The sequence below is a fragment of the Streptomyces sp. CS113 genome, assembly GCF_002188365.1.
GTDB lineage: Bacteria > Actinomycetota > Actinomycetes > Streptomycetales > Streptomycetaceae > Streptomyces > Streptomyces tendae.
In genome coordinates this window covers 3090004-3111499 of the sequence record NZ_KZ195574.1, presented here as the reverse complement: position 1 = coordinate 3111499, position 21496 = coordinate 3090004, and the positions used below count along the sequence as shown (strand labels likewise).

Genomic DNA, 21496 nt, shown 5'->3' with positions numbered 1-21496 from the left:
GCGACCGCATGCTGCTCGAAGTGCGCGACCTGCACGTGGAGTTCCGCACCCGCGACGGTGTCGCCAAGGCCGTCAACGGGGTCACCTACGGCGTGGACGCGGGCGAGACCCTCGCGGTGCTCGGCGAGTCCGGCTCCGGCAAGTCCGTCACCGCTCAGACGATCATGGGCATCCTCGACGTCCCGCCCGGCCGGGTCACCGCCGGAGAGATCCTCTTCGAGGGCCGGGACCTGCTGAAGCTCAAGGAGGAGGAGCGCCGCAAGATCCGCGGTGCCGAGATGGCGATGATCTTCCAGGACGCGCTGTCCTCGCTCAATCCCGTCCTGACCGTGGGCGACCAGCTCGGCGAGATGTTCACCGTGCACCGCGGCATGTCCCGCAAGGACGCCCGCGCCAAGGCCGTCGAGCTGATGGACCGGGTCCGCATCCCGGCCGCCAAGGAGCGGGTGCGGCAGTACCCGCACCAGTTCTCCGGCGGCATGCGCCAGCGCATCATGATCGCGATGGCGATGGCCCTGGAACCCAAGCTGATCATCGCCGACGAGCCGACCACCGCCCTGGACGTCACCGTCCAGGCCCAGGTCATGGACCTGCTCGCGGAACTCCAGCGCGAGCTGCACATGGGGCTGATCCTCATCACCCACGACCTCGGCGTGGTCGCCGACGTCGCCGACAAGATCGCGGTCATGTACGCGGGCCGGATCGTGGAGACGGCCCCGGTCCACGACATCTACAAGGCCCCGGCCCACCCGTACACCCGCGGCCTGCTGGAGTCGATCCCGCGCCTGGACCAGAAGGGCCAGGAGCTGTACGCCATCAAGGGCCTGCCGCCCAACCTCACCCGCATCCCGCCCGGCTGCGCCTTCCACCCCCGCTGCCCGATGGCCCAGGACGTCTGCCGCACCGACGTACCGCCGCTGTACGACGTCACCGAGTCCGACGCCGAGCGGGGCAGCGCCTGCCACTTCTGGAGGGAGTGCCTGCATGCCTGAGACCACCGAGCCGATCCTCGAAGTCCGCGGCCTGGTCAAGCACTACCCGCTGACCTCCGGCATCCTCTTCAAGAAGCAGGTCGGCGCGGTCAAGGCCGTCGACGGCGTGGACTTCGAACTGGCCCGCGGCGAAACCCTCGGCATCGTCGGCGAGTCCGGCTGCGGCAAGTCCACGGTCGCCAAGATGCTGGTCAACCTGGAGAAGCCGACGGCGGGGGAGATCCGCTACAAGGGCGAGGACATCACCCGGCTGTCGGGCCGGGCCCTGAAGTCCGTGCGCCGGAACATCCAGATGGTCTTCCAGGACCCCTACACCTCCCTCAACCCCCGTATGACCGTCGGCGACATCATCGGCGAGGCCTACGACATCCACCCGGAGGTGGCCCCGAAGGGCGACCGGCGCAAGCGGGTCCAGGACCTGCTGGACGTGGTCGGCCTGAACCCGGAGTACATCAACCGCTACCCCCACCAGTTCTCCGGCGGCCAGCGCCAGCGCATCGGCATCGCGCGGGGCCTGGCGCTGCGCCCGGAGATCATCGTCGCCGACGAACCGGTCTCCGCCCTCGACGTGTCCGTGCAGGCCCAGGTGATCAACCTGATGGGCCGCCTCCAGGACGAGTTCGACCTGTCCTACATCTTCATCGCCCACGACCTGTCGATCGTCCGGCACATCTCCGACCGGGTCGGCGTGATGTACCTGGGCCGCATCGTGGAGACGGGCCGGGACGCGGAGATCTACGACCACCCGACCCACCCCTACACCCAGGCGCTGCTGTCCGCCGTGCCGGTGCCCGACCCGGATGCCCGGGAGCACCGCGAGCGGATCATCCTGGCCGGCGACGTCCCGTCCCCGACGAACATCCCCTCCGGCTGCCGCTTCCGCACCCGCTGCTGGAAGGCGCGCGAGCGGTGCGCGCTGGAGGTGCCGGCCCTGGCCGTCCCCGCCGAGTTCCGCTCGGTCTCCGGGCCCGCGGCGCATGACTCCGCCTGCCACTTCGCGGAGGAGAAGCAGGTGGTGCCGCCCGAGGGGGAGAGCGAGGGCGACGGCAGGGACGAGGGCGGCGGCGACGGCAGCGGGCCGGGGTGACATGGTCCCCGGCCCGCTTACGGCACCCGCACGGCCGTACGCCGATCAGCGTCGCGGGCCCGTGTGTCGGGACCGCTTCGCCGAAGTTACCCGCGTGTCAAAGGCGTTGGCGTACGGGTGACGCGGGGGCGTCACGCCGGGGCGGGCAGCGACCGCTTGAGGAAGTCCACCTGGAGCCGCAGCAGGTTCTCCGCGACCGACTCCTGCGGGGTCATGTGCGTGACGCCGGACAGGGGGAGCACCTCGTGCGGGCGGCCGGCCGCCAGCAGGGCCGAGGACAGCCGCAGCGAGTGGGCGACCACCACGTTGTCGTCCGCGAGGCCGTGGATGACCATCATCGGCCGGTGCGGCTCGGCGGCGTCGACCAGGCCGGCGTCGTCGATCACCGAGTTGCGGCGGTAGACGTCCGGCTGCTCGCCGGGGTCGCCGAGGTACCGCTCCTGGTAGTGGGTGTCGTAGAGCCTGAGGTCGGTGACCGGGGCGCCCACGACGGCGGCGTGGAAGACGTCCGGCCGGCGCAGCGCGGCCAGCGCCGCCAGGTAGCCGCCGAAGGACCACCCCCGGACGGCGACGCGGTTCAGGTCGAGCGGGAAGTCGGCCGCCAGGGCGTGCAGCGTGTCCACCTGGTCCTGGAGCACGACGGCGGCGATGTCGTCCTTGACGGCCTTCTCCCAGGCCGGGGAGCGTCCCGGAGTGCCCCGCCCGTCGGCGACGACGACCGCGAACCCCTGGTCCGCGAACCACTGCGAGGTGAGATGGGCGTTGTGCGCGGCCACGACGCGCTGGCCGTGCGGGCCACCGTAGGGGTCCAGGAGGACCGGGAGGGGGGTGTCACCGTGGTAGTCCGTTGGCATAAGCACGGCGCACGGGACGCGCCGTGCGCCCCCCTGGGTGAGGGTCACGCGCGGGGACAAACCGGGGTCTTCCGCATACGAGGCGATGGTCGCCGCGTGCTTCCCATCCCGCAGTACCCGTACCCGGGCTCCCGGCCGGTCGAGGGTCGCGGAGACGAGCACCGTCACGCCCCCGGCGCGTACCGCCGAGTGCACACCGGGCTCCTGCGACAGGCGTTCGACGCCCAGTTCGTTCACCCGGTAGACGTGCACCTCGCCGATCTCCGCCTCGGTCGCCTCCTCGCCCGCCGAGGCGGAGACCAGCACGTCGTCGGCACCGACGTCCAGCACCGCCCGCAGGTGCAACTGGGCCCCGGTGAGCAGTCGTTCGCCCACCGCGAGCACCCGCGCGCCGCCCTCGTCGGCGATCCGCACCAGGTTCCCCGAAGGGCTCCAGCAGGGCACCCCGGGGAAGAGTTCCAGCCAAACTGGATCTTCGTCGGCGTGCACCATCCGGGTCGTGCCCGACTCGGTGTCCACCGCCAGGAAAAGCTGGCTGCGCTGGTCGCGCGCCTGTACGAGGAGCAGCGGAGCACCCGCCGCTGACCAGTGCACTCGCGCCAGATACGGATACCGCGCCCGGTCCCAGAGCACCTCCGTGCGCCCCCCGTCGAGGCCGACGAGGAACAGCCGTACGTCCGCGTTGGCGGTGCCCGCGGCCGGGTACGGCACGTGTTGTGGATCACGTTCGGGGTGGGCCGGGTCGGAGATCCACCAGCGCTGCACCGGCGTGTCGTCCACGCGTGCCACCAGCAGCCGGTCCGACTCCGGACCCCACCAGAAGCCCCGGCTGCGCGCCATCTCCTCGGCCGCCACGAACTCGGCGAGCCCGTAGGTGACGCCCTCGCCGTCCGCCTCGGCCAGCGCCCTGTCGCCGTCCCCCTCGGCGCCCACGACGCGCAGGGCGCCCTGGGCGACGTACGCGACGTGCCGGCCGTCGGGGGAGGGGCGCGGGTCGATCACCCGCCCGGGGGTGGGCAGTTCGCGCGCGGTGCCGACCCGCAGCTCGGCCGCGAAGAGCCGCCCCGACAGCGCGAAGGCGGCCAGTTCGACCGCCGCGTCGGTGGCGTAGCCGACGATCCCGGCACCGCCCTCGCGGCTGCGCTCGCGCCGGGCCCGTTCCTCGGGCGACAGGCGTTCCTCGGTGCCGCCGAGCAGGGCGCGAGGGTCGGCGGCGACGCGCTCCCCGCCCTCCTCGACGTCCAGGACCCACAGGGCATTCGCCCGGTCCGTACCGGTACCGGAGCGCAGGAAGGCGACCCGTGAACCATCGGGTGCCACGGTGAACGAACGCGGCGCGCCGAGCGTGAACCGCTGGGTGCGGGCGTGCCGTTTGGGGAAGGAGTCGGACTCGGTCGTCATGCCTCGACCATATTGGCCATGCGCCCCCTTGTGCGGCCGTGCGCCGAGAGATGCGCGCGCACGGATAGTTATGATCACTAGCGCATAGTGGGTATCAACCAGGTGCCCCGCTGCGTGGATTTATCTGCTTCGAGCTCGACTGCGACCGACCCCCCCCGTGTCCCTGGGCCCATTGGAGGTGAGCCGCCGTGGCACTCTCGATTTCGGCGGTTGTGCTGCTGGCGATCATCGTCTTCCTGCTGGTCAAGAAGTCAGGCTTGAAGGCGGGCCATGCGATCGTGTGCATGCTTCTCGGCTTCTACCTGGCCTCCTCGACGATCGCTCCCACGATCACTGACCTGACGACCAACATCGCGGGGATGATCAGCGACATCAACTTCTGACCGGGCCGGGTTCGCGGGCGGCCTCGACGCGGAAGCCGCCCGCCCGGCTGCCGTAGCCGGTGGAGGGGCCCGGGACGGGTTCCGTACGGCCCGTGCGGGCGTGAGGACGGGAGCCGGGCCTCATAGGGTGGACCCCATGACGGAACTCCCCGGCCGGCGTCTGCTGCTGGTGCACGCGCACCCGGACGACGAGTCGATCAACAACGGCGTCACGATGGCCCGGTACGCGGCCGAGGGCGCGCACGTGACGCTGGTGACCTGCACCCTCGGCGAGCGGGGCGAGGTCATTCCGCCCGCGCTCGCCCACCTCTCCGGCGCCGCCCTCGGCGGGCACCGCAGGGGTGAGCTGGCGGACGCGATGCGCGCGCTCGGCGTCGAGGACTTCCGGCTGCTCGGCGGACCGGGGCGGTACGCCGACTCCGGGATGATGGGACTGTCCGACAACGACGACCCCGGCTGCCTGTGGCAGGCGGACGTCGACGCGGCCGCCGCCCTGCTCGTCGACGTGATCCGCGAGGTGCGCCCCCAGGTGCTCGTCACCTACGACCCGGACGGCGGCTACGGCCACCCCGACCACATCCAGGCCCACCGCATCGCCATGCGCGCGGTGGAGCTGGCGGACGAGGCCGGGTGCCCCGTCGCCAAGGTCTACTGGAACCGCGTGCCGCGCTCCCGGGTGGAGGACGCCTTCGCCCGGCTCCGGGACGCCCTGCCGGGCCTGCCGTTCGAGAAGGCGGCCGGCGTCGAGGACGTTCCGGGTGTCGTCGACGACGAGCGGATCACCACCGAGATCGAGGGCGAGGGCACCGCGTACGCCGCCGCCAAGGCCGCCGCGATGCGCGCGCACGCCACCCAGATCACCGTCGCCGAACCGTACTTCGTCCTCTCCAACGACCTAGCCCAGCCCCTCCTGGCCACCGAACACTACGAGCTGGTGCGCGGCGAGCGGGGCGGCGGCGACGGGCGCGAGAGCGACCTGTTCGCCGGGGTCGGCGAAATCACCGCGACCCACGAGAGCGGGGTGGCCTCGTGAGCGGCGGCCGCAACGAGCCCCCGGGCTCCGCCCTCGCCCAGCCGCTGCGCCCGCCCTCGCCCGGGCGGGCCGCCCTGTACGCCGGGCTCTTCGTGCTCGGCGCCGTCCTGGGCGTGGCGGGCGCGCTGCTGCAACCGGCCTGGTTCCCCGGCGGACTGCTGCTCGCGCTGGCCGCCGAGGCGGGGCTGTGCCTCGGCGCGGGCCGGGCCGCCGGGCGCCGCGGCGGGGCCGTCGCGCCGGCCCTCGGCTGGGCACTCGCCGTGGTGCTGCTCACCACCAGCCGGCCGGAGGGCGACTTCCTCTTCGCCGCCGGAGCCGGCTCCTATCTCTTTCTGCTCGGCGGGATCGCCGTTGCTGTGATCTGCGCCACCCTCGCGCCGGTGCGGCAACCGGACGGCGGCTCCGCCCGACTTCGCAAGTGACGTACCGCTTCGCCGTGCCGCGGGCGTGCGAGTCCCGTGTGGGTTTCCCCGGCGGTCACGGGATACGCGCGAGAAGTGGCCAGTATGGTGGTGCGCGCCGCCGAGCCGCCCGCTGATGGCGTGACGGGCGGCGGAGCCAACCGGGAGAACCTGCCTTGAGTCGTGAAACTGACAGTTCGTCCTCCGGGCCCCACGGGCGCGGCGGAGCCGCATACCCGTCGGGCACCCCGCCCTACGGGACACCCACGGCTTCCGACGCCGGTGCGGACGCGAGCCGTTCGGCCGCCCGACCGGAGGAGCGCAAGACCGAGACGACGCTGACGACCCGGATCCGGATCAACATTCCCGGGTCGCGGCCCATTCCGCCGGTCGTCGTGCGCAAGCCCGTCGCGGACGGCGCGGACAGCGCGGACGCCGCCGACGACACGGAGACGACGGGCGAGCGGCCCGCGCCGGCGCCGAGCGCCGCCGCGCCCGCGGCCGCCGCCCCCGAGGCTCCCGCCGAGAGCGCGCAGTCCGCCGAGGAGAAGCCGACCAGCGACTGGTTCGCGCCACGCAAGTCGGGTCCGGGCAAGGGCACTCCGGGTGGCGGCTCCACCAACGGTGCCGGTCTGCCGGGCGGTTCGGCGGCCCCCGCCGCACCGGGTGCGCAGAGCGGACCCGGCGCGGGTGGCGGTGCGGGTGCTGCGGGTGCCGGTGGCCGGCCGGGCGGCGGGAGTGGCCGTCCTGGCGGCGTCGTCGGCTCCATGAGCGCGCCCGGCGGTTCCCGGCCCGGGCCCGCGGGCGGCGCCGCCCGCTCCGGTGCGACCGGCGGGCCGGTGGCGCCCGGGCACGGGGGCGGCACCGGTTCCTTCGACGTCACCGAGGCGCTGGCGGCCGGCCCCCTGGGCGGCAACGGCAACAGCAACAGCAACGGCAACGGCGTCCGGCCGGGCGCCGACGCCGGTACCGGGCCGCGCCGCGACGACCTGCCGTACTTCGCGGGGGAGGGGCAGGGCGACCCGGGCCCCGGCGCCCCCGGCGTACAGCAGAACGGCCTGAACGGGCAGTCCCCGTACGGCAACGGCCCCCAGGGCCCCGCGGGCCCGACGAGCGGCCCGGTCACCGGGGACGGCCGGCTGTCGCCGCCCCCGGCCGGCGACCTCGGCGACCTGGGCATGTCCGGCGGCCCCGGAGCACCGGCCGGGCAGCGCGAATCCGCCCCGAACGGCCTGCGCGGCCCGGGGAACCTCGGCGGGCCGGGCGGCCCCGGCAGGCCGGCGGGCCCCGGCGCGGGTCCGGACGCCGGGCGTCCAGGGCCCGGCGGCGGGCTCAGCGACGACACCGCGATCCTCACCCCGCAGCGGCCGGTGCCCCCCGGCATGGGCAACCCGGACAACATCTCCGGCAACACCGTCACCAGCGGCATCCCCGTCGTACCCGGCGAGCGCACCGGGCCGTTCCCGGGCGGATCCGGCGACGGACCGCTGCCGCACAACCCGCCCAAGCTGCCCGAGCCGGTCGCCGCGCCGCCGGCGAGCCCCGCCAAGCCCGCCAAGAAGAAGAGGCGCGGGAAGCTCCCGCTGCTCGTCGGCGCTCTGGTCGTCGTCGCCGGTGTCACCTACGGTGCCGGCCTGCTGATGAACCGCTCCGACGTGCCGAAGGGCACCACCGTGCTCGGCGTCGACATCGGCGGCGGCACCCGCGACGACGCCGTCGAGAAGCTGGACAAGGCCCTGGGCGAGCGTGCCGCCAAACCGCTCAAGCTCACGGTGGGCGGCGACACCGTCTCCCTGAAGCCGGACCAGGCGGGGCTCCAGCTCGATACCCAGGCCACGGCCAGCGACGCGGCGACCAGCGACTACAACCCGATGTCCGTGATCGGCTCGCTCTTCGGCCAGAAGCGGGTCGTCGACCCGGTCATGCCCGTCGACGAGGAGAAGCTGCACGCGGCCCTGGAGAACGCCGCGGGCGGGGCCGGTTCGGCGACCGAGGGCACCATCAAGTTCGAGTCGGGCAAGGCCGTCCCCGTGTACGGCAAGACCGGCAAGGGCATAGACGTGGCCAAGTCGACCGAGGCCGTGCAGGCCGCCTACCGCGCCCAGGTGGAGACCGGCACCGCCACCGCGGTGAACGTGCCGACGACCACCAAGGAGCCCACGGTCTCCAAGGCCGAGGTCGACCGGATGCTGAAGGAGTTCGCCGAGCCGGCCATGTCGGACCGCGTGACCGTGCAGACGGACCCGGCCCACTCCATCCCGATGAGCCCCGAGAAGTCGCTGTGGAAGTTCCTCAGGGTCACCGCCGTCAACGGCAAGCTCGTCGACAAGCCCGACCTGAACGCCCTCAAGGAGCTGTACGGCCAGACCTTCGACGGTGTGCTCATCACCCGGGCCAACGGTGAGAAGACCGCCGTCACCCCCCAGGACGTCTACGGCGCCATGCGCCAGGCCCTGAAGAGCAAGACCGACCGGGTGGCCGTCATCGACACCGACCCCAGCTGACGCGGGCACCGACGAGAGGGGCGCCCGGCACCCGCCGGGCGCCCCTCTCGTCGTACGCGGCCGGGGACCGCATGACCTCTGTCATCCGGCACCCGGGACCACCGGCACTGCCCCCGCCCGACCGCGCCTGTGGATGCCCACCACCACCTTCCCGCAGTGGCTGAGGGACATCGCCGAGTGGCTGCCGACGCACGCGTACGCTGCGCTCGGGCAGTCGATCGAACGGAGTCGTGCCCCGCACGCACAGGACCTCGCCGTCCTCGCCGTCTCCTTCGTGCCCTTCGCGGGCGGCGCGGCCTGGCTGTACGGGAAGGACACGCTGAAGGCGTGAGCGGCGTCGGCATCGGGCAGCGCCCGGAGAACCGCAGGCAGAAGACCGTCAAGGTGATGTGGACGGCCATCTGGCTGGCCTATCTGAGCGCGCCCGTCGGCGACCTGCTGCACGGCGGTCACGCCGCCGGTGTCCAGGTCCTCGGCTGGCTCGGCCTCGCCGCCTTCGTGACCTGGTACATGCTGCTGCTCTTCCGCACCGGCCGCGGCGAGGGGACCCACCTCGTCCTCGGCTCCCTCGCCGTCCTCGCGGCCCAGTCCACGCTCCTCGCCGTCACCCTGGGCCGCGCGTGGCTGGTCCTCTTCGTGTACGTCGCGGTCGCGTCCGGTGCCGCCCTGCCGCCGCGCCTGGCCCGCTGGGCGATCCCGGGCGCCTCGGCGCTGCTGACCGCCGTCGCGCTCGCGGTGCCGGACGGGACCTCCTTCATCGCCGCCCTGCTGCTCCCGGCGCTGCTGGGCGGCTTCGCCATGACCGGCGTGCGGGAGCTGATCCGGACCACCCTCGCGCTGCGCGAGGCCCGCGCCACCGTCGCCCAGCTCGCCGCCAACGAGGAACGGCTGCGCCTCGCCCGCGACCTGCACGACCTGCTCGGCCACTCGCTCTCGCTGATCACGCTGAAGAGCGAGCTGGCGGGCCGCATGCTCCCCGACCACCCCGACAAGGCCGCCCAGCAGGTCGCCGACATCGAACAGGTCAGCCGCCAGGCCCTCGTCGACGTCCGCGAGGCCGTCACCGGCTACCGACGCGCCCGTCTCGCCACCGAACTCGCGGGCGCCGAGGTCGCCCTGACGGCCGCCGGGGTGGTCGCCGAGCTGCCCGCCGCACCGGACCTGACCGGCGTCCCCGAGGAGTCCGAGACGGCCCTCGCCTGGGCGCTGCGCGAGGCGGTCACCAACGTCGTACGGCACAGCGGCGCCCGGCGCTGCGCGGTGGAGCTGCTGGGCCGCCAGACGCTGGACGGCGCGATGCTGGAGCTGTCCGTGGAGGACAACGGCTCCGGCCGCCCCGCCTCCGCGCCCGCCCCGGGCAACGGCCTCACCGGGCTCGCCGAACGCCTGGAGAAGGCCGGCGGCACACTGGAGGCGGGCGGGTCCCACCGGGGGTTCAGGCTGGTCGCGCGCGTCCCGGCGGGCGCGGCCGCCGACGTAGGATCCGGGGCATGAGCCGCACGATCAAGGTCCTGCTGGCGGAGGACCAGGCGATGGTCCGCGAGGCACTGGCCGCGCTGCTCGGCCTGGAGGAGGACATCGAGGTCGTCGCCCAGGTGGCGCGGGGCGACGAGGTACTGGACGCGGCCCGTGCGCACGGTGTGGACGTGGCCCTGCTGGACATCGAGATGCCCGGCGCGACCGGCATCGAGGCGGCGGCCTTGCTGCACCGGGAACTCCCGGCCGTGAAGCTGGTCGTCCTCACCACCTTCGGCCGCCCCGGCTATCTGCGCAGCGCCATGGAGTCCGGCGCCGACGCCTTCCTGGTCAAGGACGCCCCGGCCGCCCAGCTCGCCGAAGCGGTCCGCAAGGTGCTGGCGGGCGAGCGGGTGATCGACCCGACCCTGGCCGCGGCGGCCCTCGCCGAGGGCGCCAACCCCCTGACCGACCGCGAACGCGAGATCCTCCGGGCCGCCGCCGACGGCTCCACCAACGCCGAACTCGCCACGGCCCTCCACCTCTCCCAGGGCACGGTCCGCAACTACCTCTCCACGGCCATCCAGAAACTGGCGGTGAGGAACAGAGCGGAAGCAGTCCAGGTGGCCAGAAACAAGGGCTGGCTGTAGCACCAGCCACCGCCGCTGGCGCCCCGCAGCTGCGGGCAGTCGTGGCGCTGGGGCGGCACGGGTGGGCGCGGAGGCACCCCGCTGGCGCCCCCCCGCTGACGCCGGGCGGCCCCCCGGCCGCCACCCACCGAAGCTCAGTTCAACATCGCCCGAGCGGCGCGGGCCTCCCCGCGCACCTCTTCCGCGACCGCCTGATCCACCGCCCCCACCACCTCCGCGTACGCCTCCAACTCCCCGGCCCCCGCCGCGAACTCCCCCCGCTGTACCAACAGCCGCGCCCGCTCGTACCGCAACCGCGCCGCATGCGCCGGCAACAGCAGCGCCAGGTCGACCGCCCACAGACCCACCGCCGACTGCTCCGGCCGCCTGGCCGCCCACGCCCGGATGTTGTTCAGCACCCGGGACACGACGTCCAACGGCGCCGCGGGCTCCAGCATCGACTCCCGCAGCCGCGCCCCCGTCGCCCCCGCGACCAGTACCTCCGCGTCCTGCCCGCTCAGCACCCGGCCCCCGTCGAACGGGTCGACGAGCACCCGCTCCTCCGACGCCCCGGAGTGCGACCCGGACTCCGGCTCCGGCTCCGGCCCCGACTCCGAACCGAGCCCGACCACGAAGTGCCCCGGCAGCGCGACCCCGTACACCGGAGCCCCCGCCCGCCGGGCCACCTCCAGCCACACCACCGACAACAGGATCGGCAGCCCGCGCCGCCGCCGCAGCACCTCGTGCAGCAGCGACGACTCCAGCCGCTGGTAGTCGGCCGCGGCCCCGTGGAACCCGTACCGCTCGCCCAGCAGGTCCCGCAGCGCCACCGCCCAGGCCCGCGGCGAGCCCGGCCGGAACGGCAGCTGCCCGGCCAGCCGGTCCAGTTCCACCTGGGCGGCGTCCAGCCCCGCCTCGTCCAGCGTCCCGTCCGCCTCCGCGCCCACCAGCAGGCACAGCGTGGCCAGGTCGGGCCGCTCGGACCGGGCCTCTTCGGCGAACCGCCGCCGCAGTTCGGCCGAACGGTCCGGCGACGGGGGCTGGGGCGGATGAGGATGACGCATGGCCGGATCGTGCCCTTTCACAGCGATGTCACAGCGATCTCACGGCAACGGGTCACCGGTCGGTCCCGGCATCCCCGGGCTCCCGGTAGTGGTGGTAGGCGTGGTGCACCGCGAAGCCCATCCCGGCGTACAGCGCCCGGGCCCCCGCGTTGTCCGTCTCCACCTGGAGCCAGGCCGCCGACGCGCCTTCGTCGAGCGCCCGCCGGGCCAGCGCGGCCATCACTTCGGTCGCGAGCCCCCGGCGCCGCTGCGCGGGGTCGACCTCGACGGCCGCGAACGAGGCCCAGCGCCCGTCCACGACACACCGGCCGATCGCCGCCGGGACACCGGCCGCGTCCGCACCCGGCACCGTCGCGAACCACACCGACGGCCCCGCCCCCAGCACCCGCAGGGCCACGTCGCTCACGCCCTTGCGCTGGTACCGGGCCAGCCACGCCTCGTCCGCCTCCCGGGACAGGACCACACCGGTGCCCTCGGCCAGATCGGCGACCGGCGCGAGTCCGCCCGTCCACACCTCGGCCGTCACCTCCCGGACCCAGCCGCGCCCCTCCAGCTCCGCGCACAGCAGCTCCTGCGTGCCCTCGGCGCCGGTGGCGGTCTGGACGTACGCGGGCAGCCCGCGCTCGCCGTACCACCGGCGTACGGCGGTCAGCGCCTCGTCCAGCGGCAGCCCCGGATCGCCGAGCGGCAGCACGGAGTTGGCCCGCCGGGTGAAGCCCCCGGCCGCCCGCAGCTGCCACGCGCCGAGCCGCTCGCTCTCCACCGGGGGCCAGGCCCGCGCGGCGACCCGCGCCAGCTCCTCGTAGGACGCGGCGGGACCGCGACGGCGGGCGGGCGCGGCCGGCACGACCTTTCCGGCGACCAGGGCGGACTCCGCGACACGGACGACTTCGCCACTCTTTCGTGTGATCAGCAGCACACCGTCGGTCCATGATGTGAGAACGCCGACCGTGTCGGTGAACTTCTCGCCCGCGACACCAGCTTCGCTCAAGCGCCGTACGGAGACTCGTTTGCCCACGTCAGCAGCGGTGATACGGACCTCAAGTCGCCCTGCGGCAGAGATTTCCACGGGTCTGTCCACCCCTCCTGTTCGGATCATGCCCAAGAACGGAGATACTAGGGGTGGGCATCGACGACGCCGCGCTCCCGCGCGCCAGGCGGCGGAGCCTGAGGAGGCCCGCCAGCGCCCTATCGAGGAGGAACGACAGCGTGACCTACGTCATCGCGCAGCCTTGTGTCGACGTGAAGGACAAGGCGTGCATCGAGGAGTGCCCGGTCGACTGCATCTACGAGGGCCAGCGGTCCTTGTACATCCACCCGGACGAATGCGTCGACTGTGGTGCCTGTGAGCCGGTCTGCCCGGTCGAGGCGATCTTCTACGAGGACGACACTCCCGAGGAGTGGAAGGACTACTACAAGGCGAACGTCGAGTTCTTCGACGAGCTCGGTTCGCCGGGCGGGGCCAGCAAGCTGGGGCTGATCGAGCGCGACCACCCCTTCGTCGCCGCGCTGCCGCCGCAGAACCAGTAAGAGCGGCCCGCACCCGCGCCGCCTCGGTCCCGTACGGCCTGATCGCATCGATCGGCGCCGCACGGGACCGAGGCGTTTGCCGTACCGGCGCCGACGAGGAAAGGGAGCCACCCACCGTGTCATCAGTCTCCGACCGACTTCCCACCTTCCCCTGGGACAAGCTGGAGCCGTACAAGAAGACGGCCGCGGCGCACCCCGGCGGCATCGTCGACCTCTCGGTCGGCACCCCGGTCGACCCGGTCCCCGAGCTGATCCAGAAGGCCCTGGTGGACGCGGCGGACTCCCCGGGCTACCCGACCGTCTGGGGCACCCCGGCGCTGCGCGACGCGATCACCGGCTGGGTGGAGCGCCGCCTCGGCGCCCGCGACGTCACCCACCGCCATGTCCTCCCCATCGTCGGCTCCAAGGAACTCGTCGCCTGGCTCCCGACCCAGCTGGGCCTCGGCCCCGGCGACCGGGTGGCCTTCCCGCGCCTGGCCTACCCGACGTACGAGGTCGGCGCGCGTCTGGCCCGCGCGGAGTACGAGGCGTACGAGGACCCGACCGAGCTGGACCCGGCCGGCCTGAAGCTTTTGTGGCTCAACTCCCCGTCGAACCCGACGGGGAAGGTCCTGTCCAAGGCCGACCTGACCCGGATCGTGGCCTGGGCCCGCGAGCACGGCGTCCTCGTCGTCTCCGACGAGTGCTACCTGGAGCTGGGCTGGGAGGCCGACCCGGTCTCGGTCCTGCACCCGGACGTCAACGGCGGCTCGTACGACGGCCTGGTCGCCGTCCACTCCCTCTCCAAGCGCTCCAACCTCGCCGGCTACCGCGCGGCCTTCCTGGCCGGCGACCCGGCCGTCCTGGGGCCGCTCCTGGAGATCCGCAAGCACGGCGGCATGATGACCTCGGCGCCGACCCAGGCGGCCGTGGTGGCGGCCCTCGGCGACGACGAGCACGTCCGCGTCCAGCGCGAGCGCTACGCGGCCCGCCGCACGGTCCTGCGCGAGGCCCTGCTGGGCGCCGGCTTCCGCATCGAGCACAGCGAGGCCAGCCTCTACCTCTGGGCCACCCGCGACGAGTCCTGCTGGACCACGGTCGCCCACCTGGCCGACCGCGGCATCCTGGTGGCCCCGGGCGACTTCTACGGCCCCGCAGGCGAGAACTTCGTCCGCGTAGCCCTGACAGCCACGGACGACCGCGTCCAGACGGCGGTAGAGCGCCTGAAAGGCTGACCGCCGCACCGGCGCAGGACACCAAAACGCCGGGCCCTGGGAATCCCAGGACCCGGCGCCGTACAGCCCGGCGCAGCCGCCGTCAGCCGAGCGGAAGCCCCTGCACCGGCAGCCCGCCCTTGCCCAGCGCGTCCGTCGGCAGCCCACCCTTCGTGGCGGTGGAGGCCGTGTCACCCACGATGTCCCCGGCGGAGCCCGCCGCGTCCCCGGCCGCGTTCTGCGCCGCCGGCGTGGCCTTCTTGACGACCGATCCACCGGTCTTGCCGGCGGTCGGCACGGCCTTCTTGACGGCCTTGCCGCCGGTGTCGCCCGCGGTCTCGGTGACGCTCTCGGCCGCGGAGGCGGCGGTGTTGCCGACGTTCGCCCCGTCCAGGGCGGTCAGGCCCCCGAGGTTCGGGGTGGCAGGCAGTTCGGGAGCCGCGCTGGCGGAGCCGGCCGCACCGACCCCGGCGGCCGCTCCCGCAGCGACGAGCAGCGCGGCACGGGCGATCCGGCGGGTCAGGGGGAGGGACATGATGCTCCTTGGACGTAAGTCGACAACGACGATGGGAAATCCGACCGGGCCCGGAGGACGACCGGTGCGTGACCGGAGAGCGGTCGACCGGGCTCGGACGCAGTGACTACCGCTCGAAGGCGACGAAGGTTGCGGCGACCCAACGTAAAGAGTTGGTAATGCGTCGCATTATCAGGTGCACGGAAAAACGGGCAAAAGGGCGCCGGTCGGAAAGTCTGCTGAATCCTTACGGCCCTTGATTTCCCTGGGCTCCGACGCATTCCGGGGTGAGGGTGCGAAAACCCGTGCTCCGCGTCGACTTCGCGCCGACGCGGGTCACTCGCGCAGATGACGCTTCGTACAGGCGCGCTACGGGGTGGACGTGATGCGCACCGCTCCCGCCGTCCGCTCCGCACCCTTGGCGCCCGCGGTGCCGGTCGGGTTCCACTTGCTGTCCGTGTTGCCCGCGGTCCACTCCCGGCCCGCGTAGGTGACCCGCTGGATGTGCAGCGAGGACGCGTTGGCCACCGCCCAGTGCGCCAGCTGCCAGCCGCGCCGCCCGCGCTCCCCGGCCGTCCCGTCCGCCCCGTCCGCCCCGGAACCGGTCCCGCCGGTCACCGGCAGGGTCACGGTCCGCTCGTCGGAGCCGGCCGCGGGCCGGGGAGAGGCGGAGTCGCCGCCCACCTCCGCGCCCGCGGGACGGAGTACGTCGTGCCCGAAGTCCCGTACCAGCGCCGCGCGTACCGCGTCCGGCCCCTTCTCCTGGGTCGTGCCCGGGCGCCCGTCGCAGGTCAGGGTCGCCGCGGACCGTCCGGTGAGCGCGGCGGCGAGCAGCTCGGCGTCCGGCTCGTGCTTGGCGTAGGCGTCCGGGAACGCGCTGCGCTGCACCCGCTGGGCGGCCTCGGTCAGCGGCAGGTCCAGATAGCCGGGCACCTCGAGCAGGTGGTCGTAGAACAGGCCCGCCGAGTACGCCGGATCCATGATCTCCTCGGGCTTGCCCCAGCCCTGCGAGGGCCGCTGCTGGAACAGGCCGAGCGAGTCCTTGTCGCCGTGGTCCAGGTTGCGCAGCGTCGACTCCTGGAGCGCGGTCGCCAGCGCGATCGTCACGGCCCGGTCGGGCAGCTTGCGCGCGGTGCCCACCGCGGTGATCGTCGCCGCGTTCACCGCCTGCTCCGGGGTGAACTCGTAGGTCTTCCGGTCGCCCTTGCCGCCGGCCACCTTGCACCCCGGAGCGCCCGCGCCCCCGGTGACGTACTGCACCGCCAGATATCCGGCGACCGCGAGCAGGACCATGGAGGCGGCGCCCGAACGGGCGAGGCGGCCACGGCGTTTGCGGGGTGGGGACGGCTGGAGCACGCGTACAAGGTACTGGAGGGTAGGGTCCGGTGTCCGCCGGGTACGCACTCTGCCCGAAAGGGCAGCGCGTTAGGGTCGGGGCCATGGCCGATACCCCGCTTGACCTCACGTTGGACGCCGCGGAGCTTACCGCGCGGCTCGTCGACCTCCCGTCCGAGAGCGGCACCGAGGAGCCGCTGGCGGACGCGATCGAGAGCGCGCTGCGGTCCCTGCCCCACCTGTCGGTCGAGCGGTACGGCAACAACGTCCTCGCGCGCACCGACCTGGGCCGCGCGGAGCGCGTGATCCTGGCCGGCCACATCGACACCGTGCCGATCGCCGACAACGTCCCCTCCCGGCTGGACGAGGACGGGGTGCTGTGGGGCTGCGGCACCTGCGACATGAAGGCGGGCGTCGCCGTGCAGCTGCGCATCGCGGCCACCGTCCCCGCCCCCAACCGCGACCTGACCTTCGTCTTCTACGACAACGAGGAGGTCGCCGCCGAGCTGAACGGCCTCAAGCACGTCGCCGAGGCCCACCCGGAGTGGCTCGAGGGCGACTTCGCGGTGCTCCTCGAACCGTCCGACGGCCAGGTGGAGGGCGGCTGCCAGGGCACCCTGCGGGTGCTGCTGAAGACGGCGGGGGAGCGGGCGCACTCGGCGCGCTCCTGGATGGGCTCCAACGCCATCCACGCCGCCGCCCCGATCCTCGCGCGCCTGGCGGAGTACAAGCCGCGGTACCCGGTCATCGACGGCCTGGAGTACCGCGAGGGCCTCAACGCGGTCGGCATCAGCGGCGGGGTCGCGGGCAACGTCATCCCCGACGCGTGCGTGGTCACGGTGAACTTCCGCTACGCCCCGGACCGCAGCCCCGAGGACGCCCTAGCCCACGTGCGCGAGGTCTTCGCGGACTGCGGGGTGACGGAGTTCGTGGTCGACGACCACAGCGGCGCGGCCCTGCCGGGGCTGTCCCACCCGGCCGCGGCGGCCTTCATCGAGGCGGTGGGCGGCACCCCGCAGCCCAAGTACGGCTGGACGGACGTGTCCCGTTTCTCCGCGCTGGGCGTCCCGGCGGTCAACTACGGCCCCGGCAACCCGCACTTGGCGCACAAGCGCGACGAGCGGGTCGAGGTGGCGAAGGTCCTCGCGGGCGAGGAGCGCCTGCGGGCGTGGCTGACGGCTTGATCCGCTACGGGACGGCTTGATCCACTACGGGTTTGGGCCGCTGCGTGGCGGACATGCTGAGGTCCCTCGTACGTAACCCGCGTAGATCTACGCTGAGGTGGAAGAACCCGCAACTGGAGGGAGCGCGCATGGCTACCGGCAACCCCGAGGGCAAGAAGCGGCCACCGGAGGAGCAGCGCCTCGGCCCCGTCCTCCGGCGGCGGGGCCAGGTGCAGGAGAGCACCACGGACCAGCGCCTGCTGGACGAGCGTGCCCCGACGGACTGGGTCCACACCGACCCCTGGCGCGTCCTGCGCATCCAGTCGGAGTTCATCGAGGGCTTCGGCACGCTGGCCGAACTGCCGCCCGCCATCAGCGTCTTCGGCTCCGCCCGCACACCGGCGGACTCACCGGAGTACGACGCCGGCGTGCGGCTGGGACGCGGCCTGGTGGAGGCGGGCTTCGCCGTCATCACCGGCGGCGGGCCCGGCGCCATGGAGGCGGCCAACAAGGGCGCCCTGGAGGCGAAGGGCACGTCGGTCGGCCTGGGCATCGAACTGCCCTTCGAGCAGGGGCTCAACCCCTACGTCGACATCGGCCTGAACTTCCGCTACTTCTTCGTGCGCAAGATGATGTTCGTGAAGTACGCGCAGGGCTTCGTGGTCCTGCCCGGCGGCCTCGGCACCCTCGACGAGCTCTTCGAGGCCCTCACCCTGGTGCAGACCCAGAAGGTGACCCGCTTCCCCATCGTCCTGTTCGGCTCCGCGTACTGGGGCGGCCTGGTCGACTGGCTCCGCGGCACCCTGGTGGCCCAGGGCAAGGCCGCGGAGAAGGACCTCATGCTCTTCCACGTCACGGACGACGTGGACGAGGCCGTGGCCCTGGTCTCCAAGGAGGCGGGCCGCTAGCGGCAGGTCACGGGCGGGGCGAAGCCCTGGGCCGACCCCCGCCGAAGCCCTGGGCCGACCCCCGCCGACGTCCTGGGCCGACTCCGCCGAAGTTCTGGGCCGAGCCTCGCCGAAGCCCTAGGCCACGCCCCGCCGGGCCACCGCCGGCGCCCGGTGCCCGGCGATCGTCGCCACCATGTCCAGCACCTGCCGCGTCTCCGCCACCTCGTGCACCCGGTACACCCTGGCGCCCAGCCACGCCGAGACCGCGGTCGTCGCCAGCGTGCCGATCAGCCGTTCCTTCACGGGCCGGTCCAGCGTCTCCCCGACGAAGTCCTTGTTCGACAGGGACACCAGCACCGGCCACCCCGTCTCGGCCATCTCCCCGAGCCGCCGGGTCGCCTCCAGGCTGTGCCGCGTGTTCTTCCCGAAGTCGTGCCCGGGGTCGATCAGCACCGACTCCCGCGGCACGCCCAGCCCCACCGCCCGCTCGGCCAGCCCCAGGGTCACCTGGAGGATGTCCGCCATGACGTCCTCGTACGTCACCCGGTGCGGACGCGTCCGCGGTTCGGCGCCGCCCGCGTGGGTGCACACCAGCCCCACCCCGTACCGGGCGGCGACCTCCGCGAGCTTCGGGTCGACGCCGCCCCACGCGTCGTTCAGCAGGTCCGCACCCGCCTCGCACACGGCCTCGCCGACCTCGTGCCGCCAGGTGTCCACGCTGATCACGACGTCCGGGAAGCGCCGCCGGACCTCCGCGACGAAGCCCACCGTGCGCCGCGCCTCCTCCGCGGCCGACACCTCGTCCCCGGGGCCGGCCTTCACCCCGCCGACGTCGATGATCGCGGCGCCCTCGGCCACGGCCTGCTCCACGCGCGCGAGGGCGGGCTCGTCGCGGAAGGTCGCCCCCTGGTCGTAGAAGGAGTCCGGGGTCCGGTTCACGATCGCCATGACCACCGGCTCGTGCGCCGCGAATTCACGCCTGCCCAGCCTGAGCATCCCCTGCGACATCTTCTCGTCCACACCGTTCTCTCGTGCCGTTCCCGACCTCGGGCGCGCGGTCCTTCGACGGCCGCGGCCCCGACTGCCAGACTCGCATGGCACGATCGGACCCGACACAACCGACTCCGGCACAACCGCCGGCTCGACTCCTGCCGGACTCCGACCGACTCCGACCCGACCATGGGGGCCCCAGCGATGGTCATGTTCCTGTTCCTCGTCATCGCGCTGGCCGTCGTCGTGGCCGCGGTGACGCTCGCCGTGGTGGGCGGCGGCGAGAGCGGGCCGCTGCCCGACGCCGCACCCGAGCGGGTACGGGACGCGCTGCCCCCGGACCGTCCGGTGGACCGCGGCGACGTGGAGCGGCTGCGCTTCCCGCTGGTGGTCCGCGGCTACCGCATGGCGGACGTCGACGACGCCCTCGGCCGCCTCGGCGCCGAGCTGGCCGAGCGGGACGCCCGGATCGCCGACCTGGAGTCCGCGCTGGCGGGTGCCCGGGCCGCGGCGGTCCACCGCCACGTCATCATGGACAAGCCGGCCCAGGAGGAGCAGCAGTGAGCGCCGGGGAAGCTGTCGCGGGCCCGGACGGCGCGCTGCGCTGCCCCTGGGCGCTGTCCACCGCGGACTACGTCACGTACCACGACGAGGAGTGGGGCCGCCCGGTCCACGGCGACGACGCCCTGTACGAGCGGCTCAGCCTGGAGGCCTTCCAGTCCGGCCTGTCCTGGATCACGATCCTGCGCCGCCGCACCGGCTTCCGCAGCGCGTTCGCCGGCTTCGAGATCGCCAAGGTCGCCGCCTTCACCGACACCGACCGCGAGCGCCTCCTCGCCGACGCCGGCATCATCCGCAACCGGGCCAAGGTCGACGCGACCCTGGCCAACGCGCGGGTGCTGGCCGGGTGGGCCCCCGGCGACCTGGACGAGCTGATCTGGTCGCACGCCCCGGACCCGGCCGGACGCCCGGCGCCGAAGACCCTCACCGACGTCCCGGCCGTGACCCCGGAGTCCACCGCCCTGTCCAAGGCCCTGAAGAAGCGGGGCCTGCGCTTCGTCGGCCCGACGACCGCGTACGCGCTGATGCAGGCCTGCGGCCTGGTCGACGACCACCTGGCCACCTGCGTCGCCCGCCGGAACTGAGGGGGGACTACCGGCCCAGGTACTTCGGCTTCTCCTTCTCGACGAACGCCCGGACCGCGATCGCGTGGTCCTCGGAGGCCCCGGCCCGCGACTGGAGCTCGTCCTCCTTGTCCAGCGTCTCGGAGAGCGAGTGCGTCAGGCCGTACGCCATCGCCTCCTTCAGCGCCGCGTACGCCACCGTCGGACCCCCGGCCAGCGCCCGCGCCGTCTTCTCCGCCTCGGCGCGCAGGTCGGCGGCGGGGACGACCCGGGTGGCGATGCCCAGCTCGTACGCCTCCTGGGCGCCGATGCTGCGCGGGAAGAGCAGCAGGTCGGCGGCGCGTCCGGGGCCGACGACGCGCGGCAGCGTCCAGGAGATGCCGGAGTCCGCGGTGAGCGCCACGCCCGCGAAGGACGTGTTGAACGCCGCCGTGTCCGCGACGATCCGGTAGTCCGCCGCGAGCGCGAAACCGAGGCCCGCCCCCGCCGCCACGCCGTTCACGGCGGCGACCACCGGCTTCTCGGCCCCGGCGAGCGCCCGGACGATCGGGTTGTAGTGCTCGCGCACCGTGCTCATCGTCTGCCCCGAGCCCGTCTCCCGGTCGGCGGCCAGCAGCCCGATGTGCTCCTTGAGGTCCTGGCCCACGCAGAACGCCCGCTCCCCGGCCGCGGTCAGCAGCACCGCCCGTACGGCGTCGTCCGCAGCCGCGGAGCGCACCGCGTCCCGGAGCGCGACCTTGGTCTCGATGTTCAGCGCGTTCATCGCCTCGGGGCGGTTCAGCGTGATCGTCGCGAGCCCGTCGCTCACTTCGTAGAGCACGGTGTCGGCCATGGGAAATCCCCTCCGCGTCGTGTCGTGCGGTGCCATGCGGTCTCATGCGGTGGCACGCGTCCGGGAGACAGCATGACGGAGATCACCGGGAACGGATCGTTCATGAGGTGTGACCTGCGTCA

General features: G+C 73.4%; 21 protein-coding genes and 1 pseudogene. 15 read left to right on the top strand and 7 right to left on the bottom strand.

Features of this window, described 5'->3' with window-relative positions:
* Positions 1-8: 8 nt before the first annotated feature.
* Together B9W62_RS13390 and B9W62_RS13385 are read left to right on the top strand one after the other, a co-directional pair.
* On the top strand, positions 9-992 hold the full coding sequence (locus B9W62_RS13390) for an ABC transporter ATP-binding protein (protein ID WP_087807395.1): 984 nt from the start codon (positions 9-11) through the stop codon (positions 990-992).
* On the top strand, positions 985-2079 hold the full coding sequence (locus B9W62_RS13385) for an ABC transporter ATP-binding protein (RefSeq protein WP_087807394.1): 1095 nt from the start codon (positions 985-987) through the stop codon (positions 2077-2079). The genes B9W62_RS13390 and B9W62_RS13385 overlap by 8 nt, the downstream gene beginning before the upstream one ends.
* A gap of 131 nt (positions 2080-2210) precedes the next feature.
* Here the strand turns inward: B9W62_RS13385 and B9W62_RS13380 are convergent, their stop codons facing one another.
* Positions 2211-4334: a S9 family peptidase gene (locus B9W62_RS13380; RefSeq protein WP_087807393.1), complete on the bottom strand. Its 2124-nt coding sequence runs from the start codon at positions 4332-4334 to the stop codon at positions 2211-2213.
* 188 nt (positions 4335-4522) lie between these two features.
* Here B9W62_RS13380 and B9W62_RS13375 point away from each other — a divergent pair, with 188 nt between their 5' ends.
* The 7 genes and pseudogenes from B9W62_RS13375 to B9W62_RS13345 all read left to right on the top strand — a co-directional run bounded on the left by B9W62_RS13375 (position 4523) and on the right by B9W62_RS13345 (position 10760).
* Positions 4523-4717, top strand: coding sequence for a DUF2304 family protein (locus tag B9W62_RS13375; RefSeq protein WP_087807392.1), 195 nt, complete (start codon positions 4523-4525; stop codon positions 4715-4717).
* Positions 4718-4853: 136 nt separating this feature from the next.
* Positions 4854-5750 (top strand): N-acetyl-1-D-myo-inositol-2-amino-2-deoxy-alpha-D-glucopyranoside deacetylase, encoded by an 897-nt coding sequence (mshB, locus tag B9W62_RS13370; protein WP_087807391.1) that lies wholly within the window; start codon positions 4854-4856, stop codon positions 5748-5750.
* On the top strand, positions 5747-6172 hold the full coding sequence (locus tag B9W62_RS13365) for a DUF6113 family protein (RefSeq protein ID WP_087807390.1): 426 nt from the start codon (positions 5747-5749) through the stop codon (positions 6170-6172). The genes mshB and B9W62_RS13365 overlap by 4 nt, the downstream gene beginning before the upstream one ends.
* Before the next feature lie 155 nt (positions 6173-6327).
* Positions 6328-8655 (top strand): YML083C domain-containing protein, encoded by a 2328-nt coding sequence (locus tag B9W62_RS13360; protein ID WP_087807389.1) that lies wholly within the window; start codon positions 6328-6330, stop codon positions 8653-8655.
* 127 nt (positions 8656-8782) lie between these two features.
* Positions 8783-8986, top strand: a pseudogene (locus B9W62_RS13355) (ABC transporter permease); the annotation flags it as partial.
* Complete coding sequence (locus B9W62_RS13350; RefSeq protein ID WP_087807388.1) at positions 8983-10149, top strand: sensor histidine kinase; 1167 nt, start codon at positions 8983-8985, stop codon at positions 10147-10149. The pseudogene B9W62_RS13355 and the gene B9W62_RS13350, both read left to right, overlap by 4 nt.
* Positions 10146-10760, top strand: coding sequence for a response regulator transcription factor (locus B9W62_RS13345; RefSeq protein WP_087807387.1), 615 nt, complete (start codon positions 10146-10148; stop codon positions 10758-10760). Before B9W62_RS13350 ends, B9W62_RS13345 begins: the two co-directional genes overlap by 4 nt.
* Positions 10761-10894: 134 nt before the next feature.
* Here the strand turns inward: B9W62_RS13345 and B9W62_RS13340 are convergent, their stop codons facing one another.
* On the bottom strand, positions 10895-11803 hold the full coding sequence (locus B9W62_RS13340; RefSeq protein WP_087807386.1) for a transglutaminase-like and tetratricopeptide repeat-containing protein: 909 nt from the start codon (positions 11801-11803) through the stop codon (positions 10895-10897).
* 52 nt (positions 11804-11855) lie between these two features.
* Positions 11856-12872, bottom strand: coding sequence for a GNAT family N-acetyltransferase (locus B9W62_RS13335; RefSeq protein WP_087807385.1), 1017 nt, complete (start codon positions 12870-12872; stop codon positions 11856-11858).
* A 140-nt stretch (positions 12873-13012) separates the two neighbouring features.
* Between B9W62_RS13335 and fdxA the strand changes: the two genes are divergently transcribed.
* Positions 13013-13333 carry a ferredoxin gene (gene fdxA / locus B9W62_RS13330; RefSeq protein ID WP_003973842.1) on the top strand — a complete coding sequence of 107 codons (321 nt, stop codon included), beginning with the start codon at positions 13013-13015 and terminating at the stop codon, positions 13331-13333.
* Positions 13334-13449: 116 nt separating this feature from the next.
* Positions 13450-14547, top strand: a complete 1098-nt coding sequence (locus B9W62_RS13325) for a bifunctional succinyldiaminopimelate transaminase/glutamate-prephenate aminotransferase (protein WP_087807384.1) — start codon at positions 13450-13452, stop codon at positions 14545-14547.
* A gap of 82 nt (positions 14548-14629) precedes the next feature.
* On the opposite strand, the gene B9W62_RS13320 is transcribed toward B9W62_RS13325, so the two are convergent.
* Complete coding sequence (locus tag B9W62_RS13320) at positions 14630-15061, bottom strand: ATP-binding protein (RefSeq protein ID WP_087807383.1); 432 nt, start codon at positions 15059-15061, stop codon at positions 14630-14632.
* 348 nt (positions 15062-15409) lie between these two features.
* Positions 15410-16333, bottom strand: coding sequence for a VldE C-terminal domain-containing protein (locus B9W62_RS13315; protein WP_179235993.1), 924 nt, complete (start codon positions 16331-16333; stop codon positions 15410-15412).
* A 146-nt stretch (positions 16334-16479) separates the two neighbouring features.
* On the opposite strand from B9W62_RS13315, the gene dapE reads away from it, so the two are divergent.
* On the top strand, positions 16480-17559 hold the full coding sequence (dapE, locus tag B9W62_RS13310; RefSeq protein ID WP_087807381.1) for a succinyl-diaminopimelate desuccinylase: 1080 nt from the start codon (positions 16480-16482) through the stop codon (positions 17557-17559).
* Between the two features lie 128 nt (positions 17560-17687).
* On the top strand, positions 17688-18446 hold the full coding sequence (locus tag B9W62_RS13305; protein ID WP_087807380.1) for an LOG family protein: 759 nt from the start codon (positions 17688-17690) through the stop codon (positions 18444-18446).
* Between the two features lie 117 nt (positions 18447-18563).
* Here B9W62_RS13305 and folP read toward each other — a convergent pair whose 3' ends face one another.
* On the bottom strand, positions 18564-19424 hold the full coding sequence (folP, locus tag B9W62_RS13300) for a dihydropteroate synthase (protein WP_087811889.1): 861 nt from the start codon (positions 19422-19424) through the stop codon (positions 18564-18566).
* A gap of 204 nt (positions 19425-19628) precedes the next feature.
* Here folP and B9W62_RS13295 point away from each other — a divergent pair, with 204 nt between their 5' ends.
* Positions 19629-19982, top strand: a complete 354-nt coding sequence (locus tag B9W62_RS13295; protein ID WP_179235991.1) for a DivIVA domain-containing protein — start codon at positions 19629-19631, stop codon at positions 19980-19982.
* A complete protein-coding gene (locus B9W62_RS13290) occupies positions 19979-20563 on the top strand; it encodes a DNA-3-methyladenine glycosylase I (protein WP_087807378.1) in 585 nt (194 codons plus the stop codon). The genes B9W62_RS13295 and B9W62_RS13290 overlap by 4 nt, the downstream gene beginning before the upstream one ends.
* 7 nt (positions 20564-20570) lie before the next feature.
* Here the strand turns inward: B9W62_RS13290 and B9W62_RS13285 are convergent, their stop codons facing one another.
* Positions 20571-21374 carry a 2-cyclohexenylcarbonyl CoA isomerase gene (locus B9W62_RS13285; RefSeq protein ID WP_087807377.1) on the bottom strand — a complete coding sequence of 268 codons (804 nt, stop codon included), beginning with the start codon at positions 21372-21374 and terminating at the stop codon, positions 20571-20573.
* Positions 21375-21496 lie beyond the last annotated feature (122 nt).

What these genes read in the sequence shown, in the direction of transcription:
- B9W62_RS13390 (WP_087807395.1), top strand. Translation starts at nt 9, where the DNA reads ATGCTGCTCGAAGTGCGCGACCTGCACGTGGAGTTCCGCACCCGCGAC.
- B9W62_RS13385 (WP_087807394.1), top strand. Translation starts at nt 985, where the DNA reads ATGCCTGAGACCACCGAGCCGATCCTCGAAGTCCGCGGCCTGGTCAAG.
- B9W62_RS13380 (WP_087807393.1), bottom strand. Translation starts at nt 4,334, where the DNA reads ATGACGACCGAGTCCGACTCCTTCCCCAAACGGCACGCCCGCACCCAG.
- mshB (WP_087807391.1), top strand. Translation starts at nt 4,854, where the DNA reads ATGACGGAACTCCCCGGCCGGCGTCTGCTGCTGGTGCACGCGCACCCG.
- B9W62_RS13345 (WP_087807387.1), top strand. Translation starts at nt 10,146, where the DNA reads ATGAGCCGCACGATCAAGGTCCTGCTGGCGGAGGACCAGGCGATGGTC.
- B9W62_RS13340 (WP_087807386.1), bottom strand. Translation starts at nt 11,803, where the DNA reads ATGCGTCATCCTCATCCGCCCCAGCCCCCGTCGCCGGACCGTTCGGCC.
- B9W62_RS13320 (WP_087807383.1), bottom strand. Translation starts at nt 15,061, where the DNA reads ATGTCCCTCCCCCTGACCCGCCGGATCGCCCGTGCCGCGCTGCTCGTC.
- B9W62_RS13315 (WP_179235993.1), bottom strand. Translation starts at nt 16,333, where the DNA reads ATGGTCCTGCTCGCGGTCGCCGGATATCTGGCGGTGCAGTACGTCACC.
- dapE (WP_087807381.1), top strand. Translation starts at nt 16,480, where the DNA reads ATGGCCGATACCCCGCTTGACCTCACGTTGGACGCCGCGGAGCTTACC.
- B9W62_RS13305 (WP_087807380.1), top strand. Translation starts at nt 17,688, where the DNA reads ATGGCTACCGGCAACCCCGAGGGCAAGAAGCGGCCACCGGAGGAGCAG.
- folP (WP_087811889.1), bottom strand. Translation starts at nt 19,424, where the DNA reads ATGCTCAGGCTGGGCAGGCGTGAATTCGCGGCGCACGAGCCGGTGGTC.
- B9W62_RS13295 (WP_179235991.1), top strand. Translation starts at nt 19,629, where the DNA reads ATGTTCCTGTTCCTCGTCATCGCGCTGGCCGTCGTCGTGGCCGCGGTG.
- B9W62_RS13285 (WP_087807377.1), bottom strand. Translation starts at nt 21,374, where the DNA reads ATGGCCGACACCGTGCTCTACGAAGTGAGCGACGGGCTCGCGACGATC.